A 14,087-nucleotide genomic window follows, 5' to 3' on the forward strand; every position below is an offset into this window, starting at 1 on the left:
TTGTTAAAACTACTCTTTACGGTTTAATTATTCCAGTCGCATTTCAATAATATGCTTTTTAAAGCCCACTTTTTCATACGCTTTTATCGCTGGATCGTTCCCGTCGTATACGGTGAGGCGCATTTCTTTAAGTCCTTTTGTAAATGACCATTCTTTTAATGCATCCATGATTCTAGCATTTAATCCCTTACCCCTAAATTCAGGTAGGGTGAACATAAAGCCCAAATACGAATAGTGTTCGTGATCCAGATAATGCCTCGCTCTTCGTGATTGTGCATAACCTGACGCCACAATATTTCCATCATGCTCTACAACAACTACACAGGAATTATCATCTGGAATCATTTTCTCGATATCATAATAACTAACAGGGTCTTCCCTAATAGTGATATCGAAAGGTCTTTCCGCCCTAATCAGTTCTTGTTCAAAGTGAAGTAGAACGGGTAAGTCATCATGTATTGCTTCTCTTAAAGTAAAATCGCTTAACGACATATTGAATCATTAATCAAATTGAATTCCAATGTAGTTCTTTTCTATATTTTTACGAAAATTTATACATGCATTTCCTATCTCCTTTATTGGAAAATTATATTGTTGAAAATTCGGAGGCAGAACCACCCTTGTTGACAGCACTTACCCGAGAGACACATTTAAGGGTTGTTCAGCCCAGAATGATCACCGGGCATTTTCAAGGAAGGGTGTTGAGCTTGTTAGCCAAGCTGTTAAATCCCAAAAACATTTTGGAAATAGGCACTTATACCGGGTATTCTGCCATCTGCTTGGCAGAAGGTCTGCAAAAGGAAGGTGAACTCCATACCATTGAAATTAACGAGGAACTGCACCAAATGCAACGAAAGTATTTTGATAAAAGTGGTTATGGAAATCAAATTATTCAACACACCGGTGACGCTGTGGAAATAATACCTTCATTGGATATTTGTTTTGACCTTGTTTTTATTGATGCGCAAAAGGTAAATTATGATGCCTATTTTGAGGCAGCAATGGAAAAAACAAAAACCGGGAGTATAATTCTTTCGGATAATGTGCTTTGGTCCGGCAAGGTTGTTGAACCTGTTGCCCAATCGGATAAGGCTACTGCTTCACTTGTGGAATACAACAAAAAATTAAAAAACGACTCTCGGGTGGAAACTGTTATTTTACCTATTAGGGATGGTTTGACCTTGAGTCGGGTGCGTTAAATTTCATATAAATCGCATAGAAGAGGAATGCGGAGAGGGTCCCAATTATAGCGCCAGTTAAAATATCCAGAGGAAAATGGACTCCTACATATATTCGGCTATAAGAAAACAACAAAGGCCAAACAAAGAAAATCCAAGTCCATCTCGCCTTTTCCCGAAGTAACAAATAGACCAATAGTGTAATTGCGAACGAGCTTGACGCATGACCTGAAAAGAAACTAAAGTCAACAGGAGTCTTAAGTATCCGAATAAACGAATTTATGGTTTCATCATTACAGGGTCTTGGTCTTTCTACCCAAATTTTTACGGTATGGGTCAAAAAGGTTATAAACCATGCTAGCAAAGAAACCAAGGCTACCTGAAAAAAAGCTTTTTTCAAAGGAAATTTAATCACAAATAATAGCAGAAACAGTAGAAAAAGGGGAATCCAACTATTAATTTCTGTAACAGTGACCCAGAAGTTGTCGTATTTGTCAGTCCCAAGGGAGTTGAGATAAACAAAAACATCTTTATCCCATTGAAGGAGTTTTTTGTACATGGTTACTTGGTACTCCTTTTAACAGCACCGGTAACTTCATCCACATTCTTTTTTACTTCGTTGAGTTCTTTGCGGATATCTTTGGTGAAGTCGGTGTCGATACCCTGTTTTTCTGCACTTTTTTGGATTTCACGCTTAATGTCATCCGTGGCATCCCTTAGTTGGCGCATACCCTTACCAAGTCCTTTTGCTATGCCGGGAATTTTATCGGCACCAAACACCATAACCACTATAAAGAGGATAAAGAAAATCTCGGCGCCGCTTATAAATAGAAAATGCATAGAACAAATATAATGAGAAGTTGGTTGGAAAATAAAAAAAGCCCTGTGAAATCACAGGGCTTTTAACTCTTATTTTAAACAATTATCCTTTGATATTTTCTTTAAACTTATCAAAATCTGATTTCTCTTCCTTCATTGGCCAAGCATTATTGGTGGTATCGATATCGGCAGTTTCCAACTTAGGATCCACTACGATGCCCACAAGTTCTTTCTGTGATGAAAGCACTCTTTTTACCTCGGTATCGTTCTTTCTCCATATTTCGGCGGGATAAGTAACGTTTTCCTTGCTACCATCTGCATAGGTATATTCAACGATCAAAGGCATTGGTATACCTCCTGGCTTGTCAAAAGTTACTTCATAGAAATACTTTGGCTCTTTGACCTGTGCCCTCTCCGCTTCGGTCATGTTATCCATCATAAACTCTTTCAAGTTTGTAGAAGTTTCAATTGGAGACTTTCCTTTTAGAGCGGGGTCATAATCTTCGCTATCCTCTTCAGCCAAATACACTAATGGTGGTAAATCGGCCTCTGTAAGATTCCTATCGGCCATATACTTTTCCATTTCTTTTGTGGGCTTATTGGACACGTAGTATTTTTTAACTCCTTTTACTCCTATATCAACATAGTCAGTAGTATAGAACCAACCTCTCCAATACCAATCCAAATCAACCGCAGATGCATCTTCCATGGTACGGAAGAAATCTTCAGGGGTTGGATGCTTAAATTTCCAACGTTGTGCGTACGTTTTAAAAGCGTGGTCAAATAACTCCTCACCCATCACAGTTTCTCTAAGAATATTCAGGGCGGTGGCGGGCTTGCCATAGGCATTTGGGCCAAGTTGGTATACATTCTCTGGATTAGACATGATTGGAGAAATAAAGCTTTGGTCTCCTGCCATGTACGGTACTATTTTAGCAGCTTCTCCTCTTCGTGACGGATATTTGTCGTTCGGTGCAATTACAGTTGGATAGTTTTTTCCAAACTCTTGCTCCGTTAAATATTGCATAAAAGTATCAAGACCTTCATCCATCCAACCCCATTGACGCTCATCTGAATTGACGATCATTGGGAAGAAGTTGTGTCCCACTTCGTGAATGATCACACTGATCATACCATATTTGGTTCTATCAGAATAGGTGCCGTCTTCATTTGGTCGACCGTAATTCCAGCAAATCATAGGATACTCCATGCCTTGATTTTTGGCATGAACTGAAATTGCTTTGTGATAAGGATAATCAAATGTGTGTTTTGAATAGGTCCTCAAGGTCTGAACAACTGCTTTTGTAGATTGTTCTTCCCAAAGCGGGTTACCTTCTTTAGGATACATGGAAACAGCCATTACATCCTTACCACCAATTTTAACAGCCTGCATATCCCAAATAAATTTTCTGGATGTAGCGAAACCATAATCACGAACATTGGTTGCCTTAAATTTCCAAGTTTTCTTCTTCTCGGAAAAACCTTTCTCGGCAGCAGCAGCTTCCTCCTGTGTTACAATAATCACAGGCTTATCATAAGATTTTTTAGCCTGCTTGTAACGCTTCATCATTTCTTTTGAAAAAACGTCGTCTCTATTTTGAAGTTCTCCGGTCGCATCCAAAATATGATCAGCAGGAACTGTTATGCTTACGTCATAATTACCGAATGGAAGTGCAAATTCTCCACTTCCCCAGAATTGATGGTTTTGCCATCCTTCCACATCACTATAAACCGCCATTCTTGGAAAGAACTGGGCAATTACATAGGCACGGTTGCCATCTTTAGGGAAATATTCATAGCCTGAACGACCTCTACCATTAACATGATCATTTATGTTGTACCACCATTTGATAGAAAATGAAATCTGCTCTCCACTTTTCAAAGGTTTTGCAATATTTATCCTCATCATGGTTTGATTGATGGTATAGGACAAAGGTCTTCCGTTTGCGTCCTTCACAAATTCAATATTGAAACCTCCGTCAAAAGGCTCATTGATATAGGTGTTGGCAAAATTACCCGCCGTATATGCAAAGTTTACACCATTGCCATTTCGCAAGGGTGATTTTGAGTCTTTTGTACGTACATTCTGATCTAGTTGTACCCAAAGAAATTCCAAATCGTCTGGTGAATTATTGAAATAGGTGATGGTCTCCTCACCATTGATCTTGGCATTCTTGTCATCCAGCTCAATATTCATTTTATAATCCGCTCGCTGCTGATAGTAATCCGGACCAGGCGCCCCTGAAGCGGAACGATAAGTATTTGGGGTAGCGAACTCCTCATACAATTGTTTGAACTTGCTTTGATTATAATGGCCAGGCTCCTTTTTTTCTTCGCCTTCTTCCTGAGCTACGGCCAGAGCACCAAAAAGGAACAGCATAGAAGCAAAACAATACTTGATTTTGAACATTTTATTTTTGATTTTAAACGGTGAAAAATAAGTTTTTTTTAACCAATTGTTAAGGATACGTTATAAGTTTAACATTCCTTTATTATTCTCTCGGATAAGAACAAAACTCTTCTTGTTCCCTTTCCATTTGACATGCACTAGATTCTGTTGTTCTTCGAACAGGTCGGTCAATATTTCATTTTTAACGGTTATGGTCTTTACATCTGCCAGGTTCACATTGGTCAGCTCCAAATAGCAAATGACAACATCATTATCGTAGCGTTTACCTAAAAAAGTGTAGTCGACATTTTCATTGTCTAGTTCAATAGCAAATTTGGTCTTAAAATATTTTTTGATATACTCATCGGCAACTTTGGACTCCTCTTCCGCGGTAAGCTTGGCAATGACGCCATAACGTTCTTCCAGCACTTGCTCAAGATCATCAATAAAAATGCGGCTTGTAATTTGAAATGCTGAATCTTTCTCGGAATATACCATATTGGTGACACTCACATAGAATTTATGTGATGCTGTAAAGGAAAGTGAAAGTACTGCCAAAAGTAAAATAGCTACTTTCTTGCCCATTTTCAAGTTCATTATATGGTAATAGACCCTGTTATTCAATTTATGTTACGTTTTAAATGTTAAAATTGATATCTCGACTGCTCTTTCAGCCACACTTTGACATGCTCGGTGTGACAAATTTCCCACCCATCTAAAATTAGCAAGGGGTATGCCAAATTATTTCAATCGATGTTGTTATTTTTTCTGTATGCCCTGCTCTTAACCACCATAAAATCCCAAACCTTAAGTTTGTCCTTTGAGTCGACTATATTTTGAAATCCCTCATCCACCTCGCAGAAATACATGAAGTCATCTATTTTCTCAACAGGGATTTTCAATGTGGTCACGAAAAGTGAATCGATGTAAAAGTGTTGAACACGTTGAGTTCTCGAATACGTTTTATCCACTTTTACCCTGTTTTTCAGCATTTTGGTTCTGCCAGTAATGGCATTTACAATTGGGGTCAACCCAACAGCAAGTGGCCTTTTTAATGAATACATTCCTTTAGATGCTTCTTGTAACTTACGTTCACTTTGTGTTGGGATTTTAGCATCTGCATTAGGTAAACCTAGAGCTTCTGCACTTACATCTTTTTCTAGCTGTAAACCATCTAGATCTTGGTCGAGGTCTCCCGATAAATTATAGGGTTTTACTACAACTTCATCCAATTCGTTCACAAATTCTTCCAGGGGAACTGAAATAAAACTGGTATTCAAAAGCACCTCGTTAACCGTCAATATTTTTCTTTTGAACTGCACAGCTGAAAAAACCAAGGTATCATTGAGTTTAACAGGAATTGAAAAGTTTCCATCTATATCAGTAATAACAGCTCTGGTCGAAGTGATATTTTGAACCACCACCCCAACTACATCTTTTTGTGGGCTATAGACCCTTCCCTTGAGCTCTTTAGTGGCTCTTTGCTGTGCAAATACAGAAAAGCTTAGCAAACATAATACTAGGAAAAGTAATTTATTCCTCATTTAACTCAGTCAAATACGTTTTGCTATGGGTAACCAAAAAATCGATTAGCTGAAACTCATTTTCCTTTTTCAGCAGGGTTTTTGATGGCACCTTATCATCGCAATACAGTAAAAAAGCATCGATATTATCCTGAGGAAGTTTAAGGTCAACTACAAAAAACTCATCATCATAAACTTGCCTGAGCACTTCACTAACCTTCAGAGGATTTGCCTCTCCTTCATCGCTTTTTTTCTTGGCCAAGGACTTGTAAAGAAGTTTAAAAACGTTGGCTATATTGAGTCCATCACGCATTCCACGTTCGGCCCTGGACATTGCAATATTTTCTACCTCAGTACCTCGGTCAATCTCATATTCAAACCCCTTAAAATCCTCATTTTGCATCTCCAAAAACTTGTCTTGGTTTTCTGGGGTCACGACAACTTCATCAAGTTCTGTAACTTTCTCGGTCACCTCTACAACCAACCTGTTATTGCGTAATATTTCCTGCGTGACTGTTACCACTTCAAGTTGATAATTCACCGCTGTAAAAACCAATTGATCCCCTTCTGCTACCATAATCAAAAACTCGCCGTCTTCATTGGTGATCGTGGCCGTTTCCGCTGTTGCATTGATAACGTTCTCATTGGGCACATTTGAACCTCTATAAAGTACCTTTCCCCGAAGTGCCTGTCTGCTTTCTTGGGCAAAGGCCACCGTTGCGAACCCTATAAAAACTAATAGCAACATGAGGTTTTTCATAACTGAATGTATTTAGCTGAAGTTAAAGAAAACCCTTGAAGCCCACATAAAAAAATATTGCGGTTCTAAACTTTTGTTAATTCTATCCGAATTACTCAAGTAACCTCTATCCCGTTCACCTTTGAACTAGGGTATTTTGACGGTAATAATTAGAATAATCCAAACATATCGATAGTTTTGCGGTTTACGTTTGGAAATCCTCAAATAACAAACACTGTGAAAACGCGAATTGTACATTTGATCATTGGCCTACTTATGATCAGCTCCCTTAAGGGACAGATAAAAATTGGTGATAATCCACAAACATTAGATCCCTCTTCGGTTCTTGAGTTGGAAAGCACTTCCAGGGTACTCGTTATTACCAGAGTAACCGATACTCAAATGAATACCATTACCCCTCTACGTGGTGCCTTGGTGTATAATACAGATCAACAATGCGTCCACTACTACAATGGTACGGATTGGATAAACATTTGTGAAGCTTTGGACAACTCATTCACCGTGAGCACTGATGCTGTTTTTAATCAATTTTCCAGAGACAGTACAGTTGTTGTAACTCAGGTAGACGATAATTACAATTTTGAGGTAAATCTTATTACCGGCGACAACATTGTACCCACCTCTATAAATGGAGATGTTCATATTCAACCTAGCTCTATAACTGGAGGATTATTACAAGACGCAACCATCACATTTGACAAACTTGCTGATGGAGAAAATACTGGTGAAGTGCTTCAATGGAACGGCAACGAATGGATTTTGGTAGATGAAACCGGTCTGGTGGTCACCGAAGTAGATGGAGAAATTGGTAATGAGGTTTTGGATGCCACTATTGGAGGATCTTTGGAGCGTTCCGGAGCAGGAACAGATGTAGACCCTTTTACACTTGATGTAAGCGATGGTGGCATAAGCAATACTGAATTGGCACCAGATGCAGTAACTACGGACAAAATTCAGGATGGCAGTGTTAATACAGATGATATAGCGAACTTGGCCGTTACCAACGTCAAGTTGGACAAAGCCAATATTCCACTTAGTGGGTTTGGACCTGCTGCCACCAATTTAGATCTAGGAAATAATGTAATCAGTAATGTTCTAGACCCGGTTCTTCCTCAAGATGCTGCAACTAAGAATTATGTGGATACCGAGATCACAGCTTCTACACAGACCATTGTAAGTACCGATGCTGGCAATTCTATTACTGCAAGTGGAACAGATGGTGGTGCTTTTTATGATGATTCCGCACTACAAACCGCTATTACCACAAATACCACAAATATTGGAACAAATCAGACCAATATCGCAACCAATGTAACAAACATAGGGACCAATACAACGGATTTGGCCAATCATATTACGGCAGATTTGGATATAGATAACACAAATGAAATTCAAGATATTAGTACAGACGGTTCTGCTGGAGACATCTCAATAAATAGTGGAAGTAATATTACTTTAAATGTAAATGATGCGGATTTCGACCCTACAAATGAGATACAGGATGCCGCAGGAGTTTCTTTCGATGATACTACTGCTAATCTTGGGGAAACCGATGTGCAAGGAGCATTGGAAGTGCTTGCAGCGGGTAGTGCAGCGGATGCAGATCCTGATCCAAATAACGAGATCCAAGACCTTGACTTTACCGCTGGACAGATAACCCTTTCCGGTGATCCAACACCCACCACAATAGATCTAAGTGCGTACGACACCAATGCAGCAGATGATTTTGATGGAACTTGGGGAAGCCTTACCGGAATACCTGCAGGGTTTGCGGATGACATAGATGATGTGGACGATGCGGACAATAATGCAACCAATGAGATTCAGGACCTTGACTTTACAGCTGGACAGATAACCCTATCAGGTGATCCAACTCCGACAACAATTGACCTAAGCGCATACGACACCAATGCAGCAGATGATTTTGATGGAACTTGGGGAAGCCTTACCGGAATACCTGCAGGGTTTGCGGATGACATAGATGATGTGGACGATGCGGACAATAATGCAACCAATGAGATTCAGGACCTTGACTTTACAGCTGGACAGATAACCCTATCAGGTGATCCAACTCCGACAACAATCGATCTAAGTGCATACGACACCAATGCTGCGGACGACTTCGATGGGGCATGGTCGAGCCTTACAGGGGTGCCTGCAGGATTTGCGGATGACACGGATGATGTGGACGATGCAGACAACAATGCAACCAATGAGATTCAGGACCTTGACTTTACAGCCGGACAGATAACCCTATCAGGTGACCCAACACCCACAACAATCGACCTCAGTGCGTACGACACCAATGCAGCAGATGATTTTGATGGTGCTTGGGGAAGCCTTACTGCAGTGCCGGCAGGGTTTGCAGACAATACTGATGACAACACTACATATACAAACGGTGCTGGACTTAGTCTTGTCGGAACAACATTCTCCGTGAATAATCTTGCTGGAGAAGTAACAGGACCTACCAACGCTACTGTTATTGCAAACGATGCGGTCACAACAGCAAAAGTTGCAGACAATAATGTTACCCCGGCAAAAATTGAACCATCGCCAACTAACGGACAAGTATTGACGACTATTGGGGGCTCAACTGTTTGGCAAAGTCCATATCATGCTATAGGTAAAGCAAATAGCTCAACACTCACAAATTCTAATGGTGTAACTTCTATAACACCATTAGGAACAGGCAATTATCAAGTGAATTTTGCATCTAACGCATCTTCCGTTAATTACGTAATTCAGCTTACATTGCTAAATGCGGGTGCAAATGCAACTATTGAAGTAGTAACCCAAGCAAACAACAATTTCACTGTTCAAATAAGCGATACAATTGGCACGGCTATAGATGCTGAATGGTATTTCACAGTTACTGATTTTTAAGCTTTGAAAAAACTTCTTTACATACCAATTTTATTCTTGGGTATTGTTGTAAACGCCCAAACCGCCCTATACAATAGCGGCAACATCCGTATCCACACCAATGGTAATATTGGTTTTCATACCGATCTGATCAACGATTCTGCTTTTGACCAAAACCAAGGCTTGGCTGGATTTTATGGCAACAATGTGATTCAGGTTTTGGGAAACATTGCTCCATCGTTTAATGATGTGGAGTTTATGGTCCCTAGCAACATATTTTTACAGACTTCTGTAAATGTGCTTAACAATACCAACTTTATAGATGGCAATGTGCTTACACCGCAAAACAACCAAGCCATCAACCTGAACTTTATGGATACCGGTTTCTTTACTGGCGAAAATGACGACTCCAAAGTATCGGGCTTTGCCGCAATGACCAATCGGGACTTTTTCTCTTTTCCTGTGGGCGACCAAAGCCAATTACGACCTTTGATGTTGGATTCAGAAGCAGTGACTCCGATGGCTGTTTGTGCCTATTTTTTTGAAAACCCTTCCAATCCTTCCTCAATTTTGGAGAGTTTTAACGTAGACCAAAAAGTTCGAGACATAGGCACGGTGACCGACAGGGAATTTTGGATAATCCAAAGTGATGTTCCGGCAAAAGTGACTATTAGTTGGAACCAACGTAGCGATTTGGCAGCCATTCCGAACACTACTATAGACGCCATAATTGTTGTAGGTTGGAGCAAATCATCCAATCAATGGATTGTTATAGGAAACAGTGCTGTTAGCGGGGATGTTTCTCAAGGTTTCGTCACCTCTGAAACTTTTGTGCCGAGTGAATTTGCCGCGATTACGTTTGGCACCATTCCTTTGCCTACAGATACCTTCGCAGTCAATAATCCCACTTTGGGAAACTATTTTTTGAGTCCGAACGGAGACGGCGTCAATGATTTCCTGGTTATCGATGGCATGTCAGAATCCCCGAACAACAGTTTAAGATTATTCAATCGATTTGGGCAAAAAGTGTACGAAAAAATCAATTATATAGATGAATTTGGTGGAGAATCCAATACCGGAAATTTCATTTTAAGTCAAGATATTGGACTCCCAAAAGGTGTTTATTTCTACTTGGTTACCCTTGATGACCTGGAACTTGAATACCAAGGCTTTTTGTTTCTCGATAGATAATTTTGTAGGAATATACTTTCTTTATTTTATTCTAATTAACTAAAATATAATATCTTAGCGTACCAATTGTTGTTTTTTGCAACACTAACAAGCAACTACACAACATAATCTGGTACTTCATCGACCTCTCTGGTACTTTTAACAAGCTATCAAAACTAGGTCGTAATGAAATTGAAGTCACTTTTTTACCTTTTTATACTTCTTAGCCCCATTTTTCTATTCTCCCAGGTCAAGATTGGAGCTAACCCTAATTCTATTGACCCAACTTCAATAGTCGAATTAGAAAGTTCAAATAAAGCACTTGTTTTAACGCGATTGACATCCGCACAAATGCAAAGCATTGATCCTTTAAATGGTGCTTTGGTATACAATATTGAAACATCCTGTGTGCATTACTACAACGGAGCACAATGGATAAACCTCTGTAATTCATCCAATCAAGCTGGCTTCAGTTTTGTGGATAACGGAGATGGTACATTCACTATCAATTACGACAACGGAACAGTTTTTACCTCATCAAATCTAACTGGACCCGCAGGGCAACAAGGACCACAGGGACCGGCAGGTGCTGATGGAACAAACGGAACAGATGGCGCGGACGGAGCAACCGGACCTCAGGGACCGGCAGGTGCTGATGGAACAAACGGAACAGATGGCGCGGACGGAGCAACCGGACCTCAGGGACCGACAGGTGCTGATGGCGCTGACGGGGCAATAGGACCGGCGGGGCCACAAGGAATACAGGGACCTGCCGGAGCGGATGGCGCTGACGGAGCAGTCGGACCACAGGGACCGATAGGATTGACAGGGCCCGCAGGTGCAGATGGTGCTGACGGAGCAATAGGACCACAGGGACCAGCGGGTGCTGATGGAACAAACGGAACAGATGGCGCTGACGGGGCAACCGGACCACAGGGACCGATAGGATTGACAGGGCCCGCAGGTGCCGATGGAACAGACGGTATCGACGGGACAAACGGGGCCGACGGGGCAACCGGACCACAGGGACCAATAGGATTGACAGGACCCGCCGGTGCAACCGGACCGCAAGGGCCGGCAGGAACGGATGGTGCCGATGGAGCAGTTGGACCACAGGGGCCACAGGGCGACCCGGGACCACAAGGAATACAGGGACCGATAGGACCCGCAGGAACGGATGGTGCCGATGGTGCTGACGGAGCAGTTGGACCACAGGGGCCAATAGGGTTAACGGGACCCGCTGGGGCCGACGGAGCAGTTGGACCGCAAGGACCGGCAGGAACGGATGGTGCCGATGGAGTTGACGGAGCAGTTGGACCACAGGGGCCAATAGGGTTAACGGGACCCGCTGGGACCGACGGTGCCGACGGGGCAACCGGACCGCAAGGACCGGCAGGAACGGATGGTGCCGATGGAGTTGACGGAGCAGTTGGGCCACAGGGGCCACAGGGCGACCCGGGACCACAAGGAATACAGGGACCGATAGGACCCGCAGGGGCCGACGGAACAAACGGAACGGATGGTGCCGATGGTGCCGACGGAGCAGCTGGACCGCAAGGGCCGGCAGGAACGGATGGTGCCGATGGAGTTGACGGAGCAGTTGGACCACAAGGACCGGCAGGAACGGATGGTGCCGATGGAGTTGACGGAGCAGCTGGACCACAGGGGCCACAGGGCGACCCGGGACCACAAGGAATACAGGGACCGATAGGACCCGCAGGAACGGATGGTGCCGATGGTGCTGACGGAGCAGTTGGACCGCAAGGACCGGCAGGAACGGATGGTGCCGATGGAGTTGACGGAGCAGTTGGACCACAGGGGCCTCAAGGAATACAGGGACCACAAGGAATACAGGGACCGATAGGACCCGCAGGAACGGATGGTGCCGATGGTGCTGACGGAGCAGTTGGACCGCAAGGACCGGCAGGAACGGATGGTGCCGATGGTGCCGACGGAGCAGTTGGACCACAGGGACCACAGGGCGACCCGGGACCACAAGGAATACAGGGGCCGATAGGACCCGCAGGGGCCGACGGAACAAACGGAACAAACGGAACGGATGGTGCCGACGGAGCAGTCGGACCACAGGGACCAGCGGGTAACGATGGAACAGACGGTATCGACGGGACAAACGGGGCCGACGGTGCAACCGGACCACAGGGACCAATAGGATTGACAGGGCCCGCAGGCGCAGATGGCGCTGACGGAGCAGTCGGACCACAGGGACCAGCGGGTGCTGACGGAGCTGACGGGGCAACGGGACCACAGGGACCAGCAGGTGCGGACGGAACAAACGGAACAGATGGCGCTGACGGGGCAATAGGACCACAGGGACCAATAGGATTGACAGGGCCCGCAGGTGCAGATGGAGCAGTCGGACCTCAGGGGCCGGCAGGTGCGGACGGAACAAACGGAACAGATGGCGCTGACGGGGCAATAGGACCGGCGGGGCCACAAGGAATACAGGGACCTGCCGGAGCGGATGGCGCTGACGGAGCAACCGGACCACAGGGACCGATAGGATTGACAGGACCGGCTGGGCCACAAGGGCCAGCGGGTAACGATGGAACAGACGGTATCGACGGGACAAACGGGGCCGACGGTACAACCGGACCACAGGGACCAATAGGATTGACAGGGCCCGCAGGCGTAGATGGCGCTGACGGGGCAACCGGGCCTCAAGGGCCAATAGGATTGACAGGGCCCGCAGGTGCAGATGGCGCTGACGGGGCAACGGGACCACAGGGACCAGCGGGTGCTGATGGCGCTGACGGAGCAATAGGACCGGCGGGGCCACAAGGAATACAGGGACCTGCCGGTGCAGATGGCGCTGACGGTGCAACCGGACCACAGGGACCGATAGGATTGACAGGGCCCGCAGGTGCAGATGGCGCTGACGGAGCAGTCGGACCACAGGGACCAGCGGGTGCTGATGGCGCTGACGGAGCAATAGGACCGGCGGGGCCACAAGGAATACAGGGACCTGCCGGTGCAGATGGCGCTGACGGGGCAACCGGACCTCAGGGGCCGATAGGATTGACTGGACCTCAGGGACCAGCGGGTGCTGATGGAGCAACAGGACCTCAGGGACCGGCGGGTGCGGACGGAACAAACGGAACAGATGGCGCTGACGGAGCAATAGGACCGGCGGGGCCACAAGGAATACAGGGACCTGCCGGTGCAGATGGCGCTGACGGGGCAGTCGGGCCTCAAGGGCCAATAGGATTGACAGGGCCGGCTGGGCCACAAGGGCCAACGGGTAACGATGGAACAGACGGTATCGACGGGACAAACGGGACCGACGGTGCAACCGGACCACAGGGACCAGCGGGTGCTGATGGAACAAACGGAACAGATGGCGCTGACGGGGCTGATGGCGCAGT

The 14,087-nt window shown here is 44.7% G+C and carries 11 protein-coding genes; 4 read left to right on the forward strand and 7 right to left on the reverse strand.

Translation table 11 applies throughout. The features are described 5' to 3' along the window. Positions 1-27: 27 nt before the first annotated feature. Positions 28-492, reverse strand: a complete 465-nt coding sequence (locus IAG46_RS17195; protein ID WP_190811622.1) for a GNAT family N-acetyltransferase — start codon at positions 490-492, stop codon at positions 28-30. Positions 493-557: 65 nt separating this feature from the next. Here IAG46_RS17195 and IAG46_RS17200 point away from each other — a divergent pair, with 65 nt between their 5' ends. Continuing rightward, the gene (locus tag IAG46_RS17200) at positions 558-1,199 is read left to right on the forward strand and encodes an O-methyltransferase (protein ID WP_190811623.1); all 642 of its coding nucleotides are present in this window, start codon (positions 558-560) and stop codon (positions 1,197-1,199) included. On the opposite strand, the gene IAG46_RS17205 is transcribed toward IAG46_RS17200, so the two are convergent. The 6 genes from IAG46_RS17205 to IAG46_RS17230 form a co-directional block, all read right to left on the reverse strand. Then, positions 1,165-1,737, reverse strand: a complete 573-nt coding sequence (locus IAG46_RS17205; protein WP_190811624.1) for a phosphatase PAP2 family protein — start codon at positions 1,735-1,737, stop codon at positions 1,165-1,167. The genes IAG46_RS17200 and IAG46_RS17205 overlap by 35 nt on opposite strands. A gap of 2 nt (positions 1,738-1,739) precedes the next feature. After that, a complete protein-coding gene (locus IAG46_RS17210; RefSeq protein WP_190811625.1) occupies positions 1,740-2,018 on the reverse strand; it encodes a twin-arginine translocase TatA/TatE family subunit in 279 nt (92 codons plus the stop codon). Between the two features lie 82 nt (positions 2,019-2,100). Beyond that, on the reverse strand, positions 2,101-4,407 hold the full coding sequence (locus tag IAG46_RS17215; protein WP_190811626.1) for a M1 family metallopeptidase: 2,307 nt from the start codon (positions 4,405-4,407) through the stop codon (positions 2,101-2,103). Positions 4,408-4,467: 60 nt separating this feature from the next. Continuing rightward, on the reverse strand, positions 4,468-4,971 hold the full coding sequence (locus IAG46_RS17220) for a DUF6702 family protein (protein ID WP_223826747.1): 504 nt from the start codon (positions 4,969-4,971) through the stop codon (positions 4,468-4,470). Positions 4,972-5,132: 161 nt separating this feature from the next. Continuing rightward, positions 5,133-5,930, reverse strand: a complete 798-nt coding sequence (locus IAG46_RS17225) for a carboxypeptidase-like regulatory domain-containing protein (protein ID WP_190811628.1) — start codon at positions 5,928-5,930, stop codon at positions 5,133-5,135. Further along, a complete protein-coding gene (locus IAG46_RS17230; protein ID WP_190811629.1) occupies positions 5,920-6,669 on the reverse strand; it encodes a carboxypeptidase-like regulatory domain-containing protein in 750 nt (249 codons plus the stop codon). The genes IAG46_RS17225 and IAG46_RS17230 overlap by 11 nt, the downstream gene beginning before the upstream one ends. A 216-nt stretch (positions 6,670-6,885) precedes the next feature. On the opposite strand from IAG46_RS17230, the gene IAG46_RS17235 reads away from it, so the two are divergent. From IAG46_RS17235 to IAG46_RS17245, 3 genes are all read left to right on the forward strand, one after another. Continuing rightward, positions 6,886-9,555, forward strand: a complete 2,670-nt coding sequence (locus IAG46_RS17235) for a hypothetical protein (RefSeq protein ID WP_190811630.1) — start codon at positions 6,886-6,888, stop codon at positions 9,553-9,555. A gap of 3 nt (positions 9,556-9,558) precedes the next feature. Next, positions 9,559-10,725: a gliding motility-associated C-terminal domain-containing protein gene (locus IAG46_RS17240; protein ID WP_190811631.1), complete on the forward strand. Its 1,167-nt coding sequence runs from the start codon at positions 9,559-9,561 to the stop codon at positions 10,723-10,725. Positions 10,726-10,890: 165 nt separating this feature from the next. After that, the coding region (locus IAG46_RS17245) for a hypothetical protein (protein ID WP_223826748.1) at positions 10,891-14,087 on the forward strand (3,197 nt) is incomplete at its 3' end.

The sequence above is a fragment of the Flagellimonas sp. S3867 genome (assembly GCF_014698935.1).
GTDB lineage: Bacteria > Bacteroidota > Bacteroidia > Flavobacteriales > Flavobacteriaceae > Flagellimonas.